Raw genomic sequence first — 12,975 nt, 5'->3', positions numbered from 1 at the left:
CGGGGGCGGAGCCCGGGTTTAGGGTGCCGGTATGCGTATCGTCATCGCCGGGGGACACGGGAAGATCGCGCTGCGGCTGGCCGGGCTGCTGGCCGCGCGCGGGGACGAGCCCGTCGCCCTCATCCGCAACCCCGACCACTCGCAGGACGTCGTCGACGCGGGCGCCGAGCCCGTGCTGATCGACCTGGAGAAGGCCACCGTCACCGAGCTGACGGAGAAGGTCATGAACGCCGACGCCGTGGTGTTCGCCGCGGGCGCCGGGCCGGGCAGCGGGGCCGCCCGCAAGGAGACCGTCGACCACAGGGCCGCGGTGCTGACCGCCGACGCCGCCTCGCTGGCCGGGGTGCGCCGCCTGATCCAGGTCTCCGCCATCGGCGTGGACAACCCGCTCCCGCCCGACAGCGACGAGGTGTGGGCCGCCTACGTGGAGGCCAAGCGCGCGGCCGACGCCGACCTGCGCGAACGCACCCTGGAGCTGGACTGGACGATCCTACGCCCGGGGCGCCTCACGGACGAGCCCGGCACCGGCCGGGTGGCCCTGGGCGAGAAGGTGGAGCGCGACTCGGTGACCCGGGACGACGTCGCCGCCGTGATCGTCGCCCTCTTGGACGAACCGGAGACGGTCGGGAGGGTTCTCAACCTCGTGAACGGTGAGACGCCCGTCGTCGAGGCCGTCCGCGCCGCCGCCCGCTGAAAGCCGAACGCGGCCGCTCAGAGCGGCCGCTTCCGTCCTTCTGTGGCCAGATGGACCCATAGAAGGCATGATGGTTGGCGGAACCCGGCGGAGTCCCGCCACGGTTGGACGCGGATGACCGGGTATAGCAGCCCGACGGGTACTGACGGCTCCTACAGAGCAGATGGGTACGGTTATTCATGAGCGTCACACAGGTCGTGAGGGACAGCACGGTCGTCGAGCACGCCAAGGTCGCGGCGCAGCAGAAGCGGCGGATGTTCATCATCCAGCTGGAGATCAACGCCTACGACGAGGCCTCCAGCAAGCTGCGCCCGGGCCTGACCCGCATCCTGGAGGGGATCGAGGAGGCCGGCTGGCGGCTGGACCTGATCACCCCGGGTGAGGACGGCGAGAAGGACAAGCCGACCCGCATGTTCATCTTCCGCCCGGACCCCGAGGCCAAGAAGAAGGACGCGGCGCAGCAGCAGGAGGCGCAGCAGCCGGAGCCGTCGGGCCAGCAGCAGGCCTACCCGCAGCACACCGGGGCCCAGCCGGACCCCTACGCGGGTTACGGACAGCAGCAGGGCTACGGCCAGCAGCAGCAGTACCCCGGTTACGACCAGCAGCAGTACCCGGGCTACGGGCAGCAGCCGGGTTACGGCCAGCAGCAGCCCGGATACGGGCAGCAGTACCCGGGCTACGGACAGCAGCAGGGCTGGTGACCCCGGCCCCTCGGTGAGGGGGTGCGAAAGGGGCCCGTGCGGTGAGCCGCACGGGCCCCTTTCGCGTGCGCGGGGGGCGAACGGGGGCGCGTGCGGGCGGGCGGATCTCTCGGTTCTGTAACACGGAGGGGGCCGGTCCTCCGACATGTCTTTCATGTCGGACAGGAACCCGAGAAAACCTCGAAGAAACTCTGGATTCTTCCCTCAAAGTACTCCGGGCATGCGGATGACTACGCTAAGTTAATTCCGGCGGCTACAGCCACCCCGTTAGTGAGCTTCCGAAAGGTTTCCACGATGACCCGCATCGCCAAGATCTCCGGCCTCGTCCTCGCCACCGGCCTCGCCTTCGGCGCGATGACCGGCACCGCCGCGGCCGACAACAACGCCAACGTCCAGAACCTCACCATCCCGGTGTGCGTGGACGTTCTCCAGGCCGCGGGCGTCAGCGCCGACGGCTGCAACGTCGTCAGCTGGGACGCCACCTCCGGCATCGCCGCCGGCTAGCCGGCCCCGGCGGCCCCCGCGGCCGCCGACCCGGGACGTCACCGTCCCACCGTGCACGACCTTCACACCCGTAACCGAAAAGGACCTACATCATGAAGCGCTTCGCCTCCGTCTCCGGCCTCCTCCTCGCCACCGGCCTCGCCTTCGGCGCGATGACCGGCACCGCCGCGGCCGACAACAACGCCGACATCCAGAACATCACCGTGCCCATCTGCGCCGACGTGATCACCTTCTCGCTGGTCAGCATGGACGGCTGCAACGTGGTCTCCAACGAGTCCACCTCGGGCATCGTGGCCCTGGACTAGTCACGGCCCCGTGGCCGAGGGCGGGGGCGGTCGACACGCCCCGCCCTCGTGCGAACCGGTTCCAAGCGTGAACTCCGGCGCGGTCCGGCCTGCACCCGGCCCGCGCCGTTCGCGTGTCCGGGGCCGGGCGCGCCCGGCCCGACGGCTCAGGAGCCGCAGGCCGTGAGCGGGACCCCGGCCACTCCGTCCGTGCGCAGCCGGGCGTGCGTGCCCGTGTCGAAGCGCTCGTCGCCGTAGTGCAGCTTCTGCCTCTCGATCCCCTCCGGCCGGAACCCCGCGCGCCGCGCCACCAGGCAGGAGGCCGGGTTGTTGAGCCGGTGGCCCAGCTCCAGCCGGAACAGGCCGGTCTCCGCGAAGGCGTACTCGGCGACCAGCAGGGCCGCCGCCGTGGCCGCCCCGCGCCCGCGGGCGTCGGCGTGGACCCAGTAGGACACCCAGCCCAGGTCGTGGGTGCGGCTGGTCACCGACACCTGCACGTGCCCCAGCGCGACGCCCGTCCCGTCCGTGACGGCGAACCCGAACGCGTCGCCCGCCTCGGCGGCCGTCCGCTGACGGCCGATCCAGGCCAGCGCCTCCTCCCCGGTGGCGGGGACCTCCGGGGACTGCCAGGCCAGCCCGGGTTCGGCGAAGGCCGACAGCAGGCGTTCGGCGTCGCCCGGCTCCCAGAGCCGCAATCGGTACATCCGTCCCACTCCTCGTTCCGTTCCGCGGGTGTCGTCCCGCGGGGAGGACACCTACGGAATCATCCCCCGGCGGGTGTCACACCGGGGGGTGCGTGGTACGTCTTCTGTGTCATGACGACCGATACCTCCGACGCCGCCGGTGTCTTCGAAGCCCACCGTTCGGCGCTGACCGGGGTCGCCTACCGGATCCTGGGCACCGCCTCCGACGCCGAGGACGTGGTCCAGGAGGCGTGGCCGCGCTGGTCCGGCGCCGACCGGTCCGGGATCGAGGACCCGCGCGCCTACCTCGTCACCATCGTCTCGCGGCTGGCCATCGACCGGCTGCGCAGCGCCCGCGCCCGCCGGGAGTCCTACGTGGGCGAATGGCTGCCCGAGCCCGTGAGCGACCTGCCCGACGGCGCCGACCGGGCCGAGCTCGCCGACACCGTGGAGTTCGCGTTCCTGGTGGTGCTGGAGACGCTCAGCCCGCTGGAGCGCGCGGTGTTCGTGCTCCGGGAGGCCTTCCAGATGCCGTACGCGGAGATCGCCGAGATCATCGAGCGCAGCGAGGCCGCCACCCGGCAGCTGTCCCGGCGCGCCCGCGACCACGTGCGCGAGCGCCGGCCGCGGTTCGAGGCGGACCGGTCGGCGCGGCGGCGCATCACCGAGCGCTTCCTCCGGGCCTCCATGGAGGGCGACCTGGACGGGCTCAAGGGGCTGCTCGCCGAGGACGCCACCCTGGTCGGGGACGGCGGCGGCAAGGCCAGGGCGCCGCTGCGGGTGCTGCTGGGCCGGGACAAGGTCGGCCGGTTCCTGATGGCGCTGCCGGGGAGCTTCGAGAAGTTCCTGGCGTCGGTCGGCGCGCCGGCGGCGGACATCCGCGTGGAGGTCGGCGAGGTCAACGGGGCCCCGGCCCTGATCTGCGCCGCCGCGGGCCGGATCGTCGCCGCGGTCGTCCTGGACGTGGACGGCGGCCGGATCCGGAACGTGTACCTGGTGGCCAACCCCGACAAGATGTCACATCTGCGCCTGCCCGATCCGTCCTAGGGGGTATGGAACTCACCGTTGTGGGCGGTGGCCTCGCCGGTCTGACCGCGGCCATCGCCGGCGCCGAGAGCGGCGCCTCCGTGACCCTGTACGAAGCACACTCCGCCCCGGGCGGACGGGCCCGGGCGACCGACCCGCCGTACGTGGCCAACGAGGGACCGCACGTGCTGTACGGCGACGGGTTCGCCGCGCAGTGGCTGCTGGAGCGGGACCTGGTCCCGGCGTACCGCCGGTTCCCGCTGGCGGCGGTCCCCGGGGTGAGGATGCGCGAGGACGGCCGGGTGCGGTCGGCCCTGTCGCCCGCACTGCTGGGCGCGGCCGCGCGCCGGCGCCTGCGCGCCCCGCACGACCGCGACTTCGGGTCCTGGGCGCGCGAGCACCTGGGCGAGAGGTCCGCGCGGGTGGCCGCGAACTACATGGGGGTGGCGCTGTTCGACCACGACCCCTCGCGGCTGTCGGCGGAGTTCGTGTGGGAGAGGTTCCAGCGGGTGCTGTCGCCGAAGCGGCCGGCGCCGCTGTACGTGGTGGGCGGCTGGACCGCGCTGGTCGGCCGGATGGCCCGGCGGGCCCGGGAGATGGGCGTGCGGATCGAGACCGGGGCGCGGGTGGACGCGCTGCCCGGGGACCGGCCGGTGATCGTGGCGACCTCCCTGGCGTCGGCCCGCGTGCTGCTGGGCGACCCGTCGCTGGAGTGGGAGAGCGGGCACGCGCTGCTCGTGGACCTGGGACTGCGCCGGGGGCGGGACCCGTTCGTGGTGTTCGACGCCGACGAGTGCGGGTTCGTGGAGCGGTACACGCGGGTGGACCGCACGCTCGCCCCCGAGGGCGAGGAGCTGGTGCAGGCGCAGATCCCGGTGCGGCCCGGGGAGTCCCGGGCGGCGGTGACCGACCGGCTGGAGCGGCTGCTGGACATGTCGCTGCCGGCCTGGCGGAGCCGGGTGACCTGGCGCCGCGACCAGGTCGCCAGGGGGCGCACCGGGGCACTGGACCTGCCGGGCACCACCTGGCGCGACCGCCCGGCGGTCGACCGGGGGGACGGCGTGTACCTGGCGGGGGACTCGGTGGCCGCGCCCGGCCTGCTGGGCGAGGTCTCGGTGGCGAGCGCGGTCCGCGCCGCCGCGGCGGCGGTCTCGGCCCGCGCCCCCCGCTCCGTCTGACCACCGCCGGGGCCGGGGGCGGGCCGCCGCCCCCGGCCCGCGGTCAGGCGACCCAGCGGTAGCGGTGCTCGGGGCGCCCGGCCGAGCCGTAGCGCATGCGCAGCTCGGCGCGGCCGTCGGCGCACAGGTACTCCAGGTAGCGGCGCGCGGTCACCCGGGAGACGCCCGAGCGCTCGGCGACGTCGGACGCGGACAGGTCGCCGTCGGCGTCGCGCAGCACCCCCGCGACCAGCTCCGCCGTGGCCGAGGTCAGGCCCTTGGGCAGCGAGCGTCCGCCCGGGGGGCGCAGCAGGCCGAACAGCCGGTCCACGTCCTGCTGGGTGGCCTCCCCCGCGGAGTCCATCTGGCGGTGGGCCACCGCGTAGCGTTCGAGCTGGTCGCGCAGGGCGCTCAGGGGGAACGGCTTGAGGAGGTAGTGCACCGCCCCGCCGTGCAGGGCGTCGCGGACCTGGGCGATGTCGCGCACCGCCGTGATCATGAGGAAGTCGGTGCGGCGGGCCTCGTCGGCGGCGGCCGCGCGCAGCGTCCGCATCACCTCGATCCCCGACGCGTCGGGCAGGTGCAGGTCGAGCAGCACCAGGTCCGGTCGGTGGCCGCGGATCTGGGCAAGGGCGGTCGCCGCCGTGTGCGCCACCCCCACCGCGGTGAACCCGGGCAGCGACTCCACCAGGTCCTGGTGGTTGCGGGCCACCCGCACGTCGTCGTCCACGACCAGGACGCGGATCACCGGTCCTCCCCCGCGGCCCCGGTGCCCTCCGGAGCGCCCGCGGAGGCCCGCGCGGCCGCGGGCAGGTAGGCGGTGAACACCGCCCCCTCCTCGCCGTCGGGCGCCTCCATCTCCACGCTCCCCCCTCTGCCCTCGCACACCTGCTTGACCAGGGCCAGGCCCAGCCCGCGCCCGCCCGCGTCCCGGGACGCCTTGGTGGTGAACCCGAGGCGGAAGATCTCCTCGGCGATCCCGTCGGCCACCCCGTGCCCGGAGTCCGTCACCCGGATCTCCAGCAGGTCGTGCGGCGGCCCGTCCGCCCCGGCCCGGTGCAGGCGCACCATCAGCTCCACCCATCCCCGGCCGCCGCCCGCGACGGCGTCCAGCGCGTTGTCCACCAGGTTGCCCAGCACCAGCAGGGCGTCGGCCCGCAGCCCCCGGTCCAGTGCGGGCACCTCCGTCATCGGAGAGATCCGCAGGTCCACCCCGATCTCGGCGGCCTGCGCCGACTTGGCGATGACCAGGGCGGCCACCGCCGAGTCCGCGACGTGCTCGGCGATACCCGTGCTGGTGCGGGTGTGCGCCGCCGACAGGTCCGCCAGGTAGGCGCGGGCCTCCTCGTGGGCGCCCAGGTCGAGCAGCCCGGCGAGCGTGTGCATCCGGTTCGCGAACTCGTGGGTCTGGGCCCGCAGCCCCCGGGTGACGGTGCGGGCGCCGTCGAGCTCGCCGGTGAGCCGGTCCAGCTCGGTGCGGTCCCGGAAGGTCACGACCGCGCCGGTCTCCTCGCCCCGGATCCGGACCGTCCTGCGGTTGGCGACCAGGATGCGGTCGCCGGAGAGCAGGAGCAGGTCCCTGCCCCGGTCGGCCCCCGAGACGATGTCGCGGACCCGCTCCGAGGCGCCGAGTTCGTCCAGGGTACGCCCCTCGGCGCCGTCGGGGAGCCCCAGCATCGCGCGGGCCGGGGGGTTGGCGAAGACGAGGCGGCCCTGCGCGTCGACGGCGAGCACGCCCTCGCGGACCGCGTACAGGAGCGCCTCCCGGCTCTCCAGCAGCGCGGTGATGTCGGCCGGTTCCAGCCCGTGGGTCTTGGTCCTGACCTGTCGGGACAGCGACCACGCGCCGATCACTCCCAGGCCCAGGACCACGACGACCGTGCCCAGGACGGCGGGGACGGCGGCGCGCGCCTCGGTGGCGGCGTCGGAGCTGAGTATGCCCAGGGAGACGTACGCGACCACTTCGCCGCGGGCGTCGCCGCCGTTGACCGATCCGCCGCCGGAGAACACGGGGACCTTGGCCCGGACGGTGCGCCCCTGGGTGCCGGTCTCCACCCCCGTCCACTCCTCCCCCCGGGCCGCCGGCCCGGGCGGGGTGGACACCATCTCCCCTATGCGGTCCTTGTCCGGGTGGGTGTAGCGGATGCCCTGGGGGGAGGCGATGACCAGGTACTCCACGTCGGTGGCGGAGGCGATCCGGTCCGCCGTCGGGTCCAGGGCGGCGGCCGGGTCGCGGGACTGCACGCCCTCCACGACCGCGGGCATGACGGCGACCGCCCGGGCCACGCTGAGCACGCGCTCGGTGTACTGCCGGTCGGTGTGCCGGTCGAGGTGGAACACCCACAGGGAGCCGACGGCGACCAGGGCCGCGGCGAGCAGGAGCACGTAGCCGACGAACAGGGAGCCGGTCAGGGACAGGCGGGGACGGGTGCGCGGGGCGGTGGTGCGCGGCGGCCGTCGCAGGATGCGCGCGGTCATGCCGGGGCCTTCCGGGAGGGGATCGGTGCGGTCGCGGTGTCGGCGCCGTGGTCGCGGCGCCGGCGGGACGCCTTCCGGGTCTGTGAAGGCCCAGGTGGGCGCCCCGTTCGGCTGCTCGTCACGAACAATACGACCAATATGACGCCAGTTTTAACAACACTCTTACACGGGCGTGCGCCGCGTCACACTGTGACCCGGCTCTCCTCGTTCCCGCACGGCGAGGGGGCGAACGAGGTCGGAAGGAGACAGCGATGCGCGAACGCGGCGTGCCGCTCCGTGTCGCGGGCGGGCTCTGCGCCCTCCTGCTGGTGGGGACCGCACTGTTCGACGTGCGCCAGAGCGCGGCGTCGGGCACCGGTGAGCAGGAGAAGCTCCTGCTCATCGCACCCGCCGCGCCGGGCGGCGGATGGGACACCCTGGCCAGGGAGATGCAGAACGGCCTGCGCGAGGAGGACATCCGCTTCAACGTCGAGGTGCGCAACGCGGAGGGCGCGGGCGGCACCATCGGCCTGGCGCAGGTCGTCAACCGGGAGGGGCAGCACACCGTGATGTCCATGACCGGTCTGGGCATGGTGGGCGCGGTGGAGACCACCGGGTCGCCGTACACGATGGACGACATCACCCCGATCGCCCAGCTGGCCTCGGAGTACCAGGTCGTGGTGGTGCCCGCCGACTCGCCCTACGAGAGCCTGGACGACCTCGCCGAGGACTGGGCCTCCCAGGCGGGGACCCTGCCGGTGGCGGGCGGCTCGATGGGCGGCGTGGACCAGATCTTCGCCGGGCGGGTGGCCCGCTCCATGGACCTCTCCCCCGCGGAGATCAACTACCTGCCGTACTCGGGCGGCGGCGAGGTGCTGACCTCGCTGCTGTCGGGGACCGCCGCGGTCGGGTTCAGCAGTCTGAGCGACTTCGCCGACCAGGTGGGCGACGGGGGCCCGCTGCGGGTCCTGGCCGTGTCCTCTCCCGAGCGGCTGGAGGGCCTGGACGCGCCGACGATGCTCGAGGAGGGCTACGACGTCGAGATGTCGAACTGGCGCGGGGTCATCGCCCCGCCGGGGCTGACCGACGCCGAGGTCGAGGCCCTGGAGGAGCAGGTGCGGGAGCTGGTGGAGAGCCCGTCGTGGGCCGACACCCTGGAGCGCAACCGGTGGACGGACACCTACCAGGGACGCGAGGAGTTCACCGCGTTCCTGGAGGAGGAGGTCGTCGCCACGCAGGAGACCATCGAGGAGCTGGGGCTGTGACCGTGAACGGAACGGAGAAGGCGGCGCCGGGGTCCGTACCGGACCCCGCGGACGCGGTGGCGGCCCCGGAGGCCGGGGCCGCGGTCCCGGAGGCCGGCGGGGCCGCGGAGGCCGCGAAGGCGGCGGAGGCCGAGGGCGCCGCGGAGGAGGCGCAGGCCGGGGACGGCCTGGACCCGGACACGGCCCCCTGGGGCGGACCGGCCCGCTGGGTGGTGCCGGCCCTGGCCGCGGCCGTGGGCGCGCTCATGCTGTGGGGCGCGTTCACCATCGAGGCGCCGGCCAACGCGACCCGGCCCGGACCGGGTTTCTTCCCGGGGATGATCGGCGCGCTGCTGCTTGCGGCGACGGCGTTCCTGGTGGTGGGGAACCTGCGCCGGCGGCCCCAGGGGGCGGTCAACACCCTGGCGTGGTTCGAGGCGCGGCCGGTCCTGATCGTGGTGGCGGCCCTGGCGGTGAACACGGTCCTGCTGGAGTTCCTGGGCTGGCTGTTGGCGGGGGCGCTGCTGTTCTGGGCGGTGGCCTTCGCGTTCGGGGCGCGCGCGTACCTGCGTGACGCCGTGGTGGCGCTGTCGGTGTCGGCGGCCGTCCAGGTGGGCTTCTCGCTCGGCCTGGGGCTGAGCCTGCCGCCCGGGATCCTGGGGTGGGTGCTCTGATGACGGAAACACTGGTCGGACTCGGGGACGGGCTCGTCGCGGCCCTGACCCCGGGCAACCTGATGTGGGCGTTCCTGGGCGTGGTGCTGGGCACCGCGGTGGGGGTGCTGCCGGGCCTGGGCTCGGCGATGGCGGTGGCGCTGCTGCTGCCGGTGACGTTCCAGCTCGACCCGACGAGCGCGTTCATCCTGTTCGCGGGCGTTTACTACGGCGGGATGTTCGGCGGGGCGACCACGTCGATCCTGCTCAACACCCCGGGGCAGGCGTCGTCGATCGCCACCACGTACGAGGGCCACAAGATGGCCCTGACGGGGCGGGCCGCGCAGGCCCTGGGCACCGCGGTGATCGGGTCGTTCTTCGCGAGCATCGTCGGCACGCTGATCGTGGCGTTCTTCTCGCCGGTGATGGTGTCGTTCGCGCTGAACTTCGGGCCGGGCGAGTACTTCGCCCTGACGGTGTTCTCGTTCGTGGCGGTGGCCGCGGTCGTGTCCGGGTCGGTGCTGCGCGGGGTGACCTCGCTGCTCATCGGCCTGGCGATCGGCGTGGTGGGCATCGACGGCCAGAGCGGCACGCCGCGGTTCGACTTCGGGTCGGCCGTGATGCTCGACGGCATCGACGTCGTCATCGTGACCGTGGGGCTGCTGGCCCTGGGCGAGGTGCTGTACGTGGTGGCGCGCGGCAGGTCCGCGCCGAACCTGGGCGCGATCCGCACCGGGCGCCCGTGGCTGAGCCGGCGGGACTGGAAGCGGTCCTGGGGCCCGTGGCTGCGCGGGACCGCGCTGGGCAGCACCTTCGGCCCGATCCCCGGCAGCGGGGCCGAGATCCCGACGTTCGTGTCCCTGGGCGTGGAGCGCAAGCTCGCCCAGCGGCGGGCGGAGCGCAGGGGCGACCCGCAGGAGAACGAGTTCGGCCGGGGCGCCATCGAGGGCGTGGCCGGGCCGGAGGCCGCCAACAACTCCAGCGCGGCGGGCACGCTGGTGCCGCTGCTGGGGCTGGGGCTGCCGACGTCGGCGACGGCCGCGATCATGCTGGCGGCGTTCCAGCAGTACGGGCTCCAGCCGGGGCCGGTGCTGTTCGAGCGCAACGCGGACCTGGTGTGGACGCTGCTGGCGTCGCTGCTGATCGGCAGCGTGATGCTGCTCGTCATCAACCTGCCGTTCGCGCCGCTGTGGGCGAAGCTGCTGAAGCTGCCCAAGCCGTACCTGTACGCGGGGATCACTCTGTTCTCGGTGCTGGCGGTGTACGCGATCAACGCGTCGGTCGCCCACCTGGTGATCCTGCTGGCGGTGGCCCTGCTGGGGCTGGTGATGCGGTCCTTCGGGGTCCCGGTGGCACCGGCGCTGATCGGCGTGGTGCTGGGGCCGATCGCGGAGACGGAGTTCCGGCGGGCGCTGGCGGCGTCCTCGGGCGACCCGTCGATCCTGGTCGGCAGCGGGATCTCGATCGGGCTGTACGCGCTGGTGGTGATCGCCGCGCTCGTGCCGGTGATCGCGGGCCTGCGGCGCAGGCGGGCGGCGGCGAAGGCCGTGCCCGCGGAGGGCGGCGAGCGCGAGAGCGTGTCCTGACCACGGCCGGCCCCTTACTCCCGGGGGCCGGCGTCCAGCCGACCCACTACTCCCGGGGTCGGCCGCCGAACGGCCCCCGGCCCGTCCGCCGGGGGCCGTTCGCACGCACGGGCCGGGGCATGCCGTGCTCAGGCGGGGGGCGGCCCCAGGAGGTCCCAGCGGTTGCCCGCGAGGTCGAGGAAGACGGCGACCCTGCCGTAGGGCTCGTCTCGGGGCTCGGTGACGAACCGGACCCCGTGCCGCTCCATGCGGGCGTGGGAGGCGGCGAAGTCGTCCACCCTCAGGAAGAAGCCGACCCGGCCCCCGGTCTGTCCGCCCACGGCGGCGCTCTGGCGCTCGCCGTCGGCACGGGCGAGGAGGAGGCCGGTGACCGCTCCGGGCGGGCGGACCACCACCCAGCGCTTCTCCCGGCCGTCGTTGGTGAGGGAGGGGGAGTCCTCGGTCAGTTCGAAGCCGAGGGCTTCTGTGAAGAAGGCGATGGCGGAGTCGTAGTCGTCCACTACGAGGGTGACCAGGTCCATGTGCACGGGACCACGCTAGACCACGGTCTCCCCGGGACGGCCCTGGGGCGGGGCGGTCGGGGACCGCCCCGCCCCGCGGTGGCCCGGAGGGCCGTGGTCACAGGGGCTGGTCGTCGACCACGACGTCCCAGCTGACGTTGTCGCCCTCGACGGCGGTCGCCGTGACGGTCACGCCGTAGTTCGTGCCGCCGTCCACCAGGTTGCAGCGGATCTCGGCGCCGACCTGCGCGGGGAGGCCCTCCAGGCAGCTGAAGCCGTCGGGGGTCTGCCCGACCGCCGCCGCCAGCGCCTCGGACGACTTCTGGGCGACCTGGTCGGCGGGCACGGTGCCGTCGACCGCGGTGGCGCTGTTGCCGTCCCCGGCCGCGGGCTCGGTCCCGGCCTCGGTGTCGCCGGCGGCGCCCTCCTCGGTCGCGGCCTCGTCGACCACGACGTCCCAGTTGACGTCGCCGCCCTCGACCGAGGTCACCGTGACGGTCACACCGAGGGTGTCGCCGCCGCTGGTGAGCTCGCAGCGGATCTCGGCGCCGACCTCCGCGGGGAGGTCGTCGGCGCAGGTGAAGTCGTCGGGGGTCTGGCCGACCTCCTCGGCCAGCATCTCGCTCGACCGCTCGGCGACCTGCTCCGCGTCGACGGCGGCGGGGCCGCCGATGCTGAACGAGCAGCCGGTGGCCAGAAGGAGGGGAAGCGCTCCCAGGACGGCTCCGGCGATGACCCTGCCGCCTCTGATCTGCTGCATTGCGGGCTCCTCTACAGTTCGGGGGACGTACCCCCGGACAGACGCCGTGGCGGGCGCACGGGTTCCGCGAACGCGCGCTTCTCCACTCTCCCGTGGCCGAAGGGTCTCCTCCCCGTTGCCTCCGTCACCCTCCCTTCACCCGATGTCGACCGGGCCGTCACCCCGGCCCCGGCCCCGGCGTCCGCACCGACCGACGTGCTGTGCGTCCTCGACGACCGGAACAAGGTCGTCCGGATGCGGCGCGGTCCCGCTCTTGTCGGGGGCGGGCAAGGACCGATAGTGCGCGGATAGGGCCGGGGGCGGCCGGGCTGCTTAGCCTGCCGGTGCACCGGGAACGGCCCGGTGCCGACCACAGGAGGAAGCATGCGCACCCCCCGTCCCCTGGCCACGGCCATCGCCGCCGTCGCCGCAGTCCTGACCGTCGCGGTCTTCCCCGGCACCGCCGCCGCCGAGCCGGTCGACGGCCTCGACTGCACCGTCACGCGGCAGCTGATCAACTTCCAGGAGGTCCACACCTGTGTGGCCGAGTCCGAGGACATCCGCTGGAAGCTCACCGGACGCTGCGCCATGATGTTCGGCATCCAGTTCGTGTCCTCGCCGGTGGTGGAGGGCAGCGGCACCGCCATGGTGGGCTGCCCGATCGCCGGGCCGATCTCGGGCCCCGTCCACAACGTCGTCCGCGTCGTGCTCTGACCGCGTGCGGGACCGGTGAGGCGGACGGCCCGG

General features: G+C 73.9%; 15 protein-coding genes. 10 read left to right on the top strand and 5 right to left on the bottom strand.

Going from position 1 to position 12,975, the window contains the following annotated elements; all coding sequences use genetic code 11:
* Positions 1-31 precede the first annotated feature (31 nt).
* The 4 genes from ACFVNO_RS12990 to ACFVNO_RS12975 all read left to right on the top strand — a co-directional run bounded on the left by ACFVNO_RS12990 (position 32) and on the right by ACFVNO_RS12975 (position 2,204).
* Positions 32-694 carry an NAD(P)H-binding protein gene (locus tag ACFVNO_RS12990; RefSeq protein ID WP_355262794.1) on the top strand — a complete coding sequence of 221 codons (663 nt, stop codon included), beginning with the start codon at positions 32-34 and terminating at the stop codon, positions 692-694.
* Positions 695-873: 179 nt separating this feature from the next.
* On the top strand, positions 874-1,395 hold the full coding sequence (locus ACFVNO_RS12985) for a hypothetical protein (RefSeq protein ID WP_355262797.1): 522 nt from the start codon (positions 874-876) through the stop codon (positions 1,393-1,395).
* 294 nt (positions 1,396-1,689) lie between these two features.
* Positions 1,690-1,899 (top strand): hypothetical protein, encoded by a 210-nt coding sequence (locus ACFVNO_RS12980; RefSeq protein WP_220563435.1) that lies wholly within the window; start codon positions 1,690-1,692, stop codon positions 1,897-1,899.
* Positions 1,900-1,991: 92 nt separating this feature from the next.
* On the top strand, positions 1,992-2,204 hold the full coding sequence (locus ACFVNO_RS12975) for a hypothetical protein (protein WP_355262800.1): 213 nt from the start codon (positions 1,992-1,994) through the stop codon (positions 2,202-2,204).
* A 146-nt stretch (positions 2,205-2,350) separates the two neighbouring features.
* Here ACFVNO_RS12975 and ACFVNO_RS12970 read toward each other — a convergent pair whose 3' ends face one another.
* Positions 2,351-2,887: a GNAT family N-acetyltransferase gene (locus tag ACFVNO_RS12970; RefSeq protein ID WP_355262803.1), complete on the bottom strand. Its 537-nt coding sequence runs from the start codon at positions 2,885-2,887 to the stop codon at positions 2,351-2,353.
* Between the two features lie 111 nt (positions 2,888-2,998).
* Here ACFVNO_RS12970 and ACFVNO_RS12965 point away from each other — a divergent pair, with 111 nt between their 5' ends.
* Together ACFVNO_RS12965 and ACFVNO_RS12960 are read left to right on the top strand one after the other, a co-directional pair.
* A complete protein-coding gene (locus ACFVNO_RS12965) occupies positions 2,999-3,913 on the top strand; it encodes an RNA polymerase sigma-70 factor (RefSeq protein ID WP_378892173.1) in 915 nt (304 codons plus the stop codon).
* 5 nt (positions 3,914-3,918) lie between these two features.
* Entirely contained in the window at positions 3,919-5,070 is a 1,152-nt protein-coding gene (locus ACFVNO_RS12960; protein WP_378892170.1) for an FAD-dependent oxidoreductase, read from the top strand.
* A 43-nt stretch (positions 5,071-5,113) separates the two neighbouring features.
* Here the strand turns inward: ACFVNO_RS12960 and ACFVNO_RS12955 are convergent, their stop codons facing one another.
* Complete coding sequence (locus ACFVNO_RS12955; protein WP_220563441.1) at positions 5,114-5,797, bottom strand: response regulator; 684 nt, start codon at positions 5,795-5,797, stop codon at positions 5,114-5,116.
* Positions 5,794-7,527: an ATP-binding protein gene (locus ACFVNO_RS12950; RefSeq protein ID WP_378892167.1), complete on the bottom strand. Its 1,734-nt coding sequence runs from the start codon at positions 7,525-7,527 to the stop codon at positions 5,794-5,796. The genes ACFVNO_RS12955 and ACFVNO_RS12950 overlap by 4 nt, the downstream gene beginning before the upstream one ends.
* A 251-nt stretch (positions 7,528-7,778) precedes the next feature.
* Here ACFVNO_RS12950 and ACFVNO_RS12945 point away from each other — a divergent pair, with 251 nt between their 5' ends.
* The 3 genes from ACFVNO_RS12945 to ACFVNO_RS12935 are packed head-to-tail and all read left to right on the top strand — an operon-like array spanning position 7,779 to position 10,989.
* On the top strand, positions 7,779-8,771 hold the full coding sequence (locus tag ACFVNO_RS12945; protein ID WP_378892164.1) for a Bug family tripartite tricarboxylate transporter substrate binding protein: 993 nt from the start codon (positions 7,779-7,781) through the stop codon (positions 8,769-8,771).
* Entirely contained in the window at positions 8,768-9,424 is a 657-nt protein-coding gene (locus tag ACFVNO_RS12940; RefSeq protein ID WP_378892161.1) for a tripartite tricarboxylate transporter TctB family protein, read from the top strand. The genes ACFVNO_RS12945 and ACFVNO_RS12940 overlap by 4 nt, the downstream gene beginning before the upstream one ends.
* Positions 9,424-10,989 carry a tripartite tricarboxylate transporter permease gene (locus tag ACFVNO_RS12935; RefSeq protein ID WP_378892158.1) on the top strand — a complete coding sequence of 522 codons (1,566 nt, stop codon included), beginning with the start codon at positions 9,424-9,426 and terminating at the stop codon, positions 10,987-10,989. Before ACFVNO_RS12940 ends, ACFVNO_RS12935 begins: the two co-directional genes overlap by 1 nt.
* 128 nt (positions 10,990-11,117) lie before the next feature.
* On the opposite strand, the gene ACFVNO_RS12930 is transcribed toward ACFVNO_RS12935, so the two are convergent.
* Both ACFVNO_RS12930 and ACFVNO_RS12925 read right to left on the bottom strand, forming a co-directional pair.
* Positions 11,118-11,510, bottom strand: coding sequence for a VOC family protein (locus ACFVNO_RS12930; protein WP_220565357.1), 393 nt, complete (start codon positions 11,508-11,510; stop codon positions 11,118-11,120).
* Between the two features lie 97 nt (positions 11,511-11,607).
* On the bottom strand, positions 11,608-12,249 hold the full coding sequence (locus ACFVNO_RS12925) for a DUF4333 domain-containing protein (RefSeq protein WP_220563446.1): 642 nt from the start codon (positions 12,247-12,249) through the stop codon (positions 11,608-11,610).
* Between the two features lie 363 nt (positions 12,250-12,612).
* On the opposite strand from ACFVNO_RS12925, the gene ACFVNO_RS12920 reads away from it, so the two are divergent.
* The gene (locus ACFVNO_RS12920; protein WP_220563447.1) at positions 12,613-12,942 is read left to right on the top strand and encodes a hypothetical protein; all 330 of its coding nucleotides are present in this window, start codon (positions 12,613-12,615) and stop codon (positions 12,940-12,942) included.
* Positions 12,943-12,975: the final 33 nt, after the last annotated feature.

This window comes from Nocardiopsis sp. NPDC057823 (genome assembly GCF_042797335.1).
Lineage (GTDB): Bacteria > Actinomycetota > Actinomycetes > Streptosporangiales > Streptosporangiaceae > Nocardiopsis > Nocardiopsis changdeensis.
Note: the sequence above shows the minus strand (reverse complement) of the source record. Positions and strands in the feature narration are given on the sequence as shown.

Bases quoted from the DNA above. Each gene is read 5' to 3' on its own strand.
- ACFVNO_RS12990 (WP_355262794.1), top strand. From the start codon at position 32: ATGCGTATCGTCATCGCCGGGGGACACGGGAAGATCGCGCTGCGGCTG.
- ACFVNO_RS12985 (WP_355262797.1), top strand. From the start codon at position 874: ATGAGCGTCACACAGGTCGTGAGGGACAGCACGGTCGTCGAGCACGCC.
- ACFVNO_RS12980 (WP_220563435.1), top strand. From the start codon at position 1,690: ATGACCCGCATCGCCAAGATCTCCGGCCTCGTCCTCGCCACCGGCCTC.
- ACFVNO_RS12975 (WP_355262800.1), top strand. From the start codon at position 1,992: ATGAAGCGCTTCGCCTCCGTCTCCGGCCTCCTCCTCGCCACCGGCCTC.
- ACFVNO_RS12970 (WP_355262803.1), bottom strand. From the start codon at position 2,887: ATGTACCGATTGCGGCTCTGGGAGCCGGGCGACGCCGAACGCCTGCTG.
- ACFVNO_RS12965 (WP_378892173.1), top strand. From the start codon at position 2,999: ATGACGACCGATACCTCCGACGCCGCCGGTGTCTTCGAAGCCCACCGT.
- ACFVNO_RS12960 (WP_378892170.1), top strand. From the start codon at position 3,919: ATGGAACTCACCGTTGTGGGCGGTGGCCTCGCCGGTCTGACCGCGGCC.
- ACFVNO_RS12950 (WP_378892167.1), bottom strand. From the start codon at position 7,527: ATGACCGCGCGCATCCTGCGACGGCCGCCGCGCACCACCGCCCCGCGC.
- ACFVNO_RS12945 (WP_378892164.1), top strand. From the start codon at position 7,779: ATGCGCGAACGCGGCGTGCCGCTCCGTGTCGCGGGCGGGCTCTGCGCC.
- ACFVNO_RS12935 (WP_378892158.1), top strand. From the start codon at position 9,424: ATGACGGAAACACTGGTCGGACTCGGGGACGGGCTCGTCGCGGCCCTG.
- ACFVNO_RS12930 (WP_220565357.1), bottom strand. From the start codon at position 11,510: ATGGACCTGGTCACCCTCGTAGTGGACGACTACGACTCCGCCATCGCC.
- ACFVNO_RS12925 (WP_220563446.1), bottom strand. From the start codon at position 12,249: ATGCAGCAGATCAGAGGCGGCAGGGTCATCGCCGGAGCCGTCCTGGGA.
- ACFVNO_RS12920 (WP_220563447.1), top strand. From the start codon at position 12,613: ATGCGCACCCCCCGTCCCCTGGCCACGGCCATCGCCGCCGTCGCCGCA.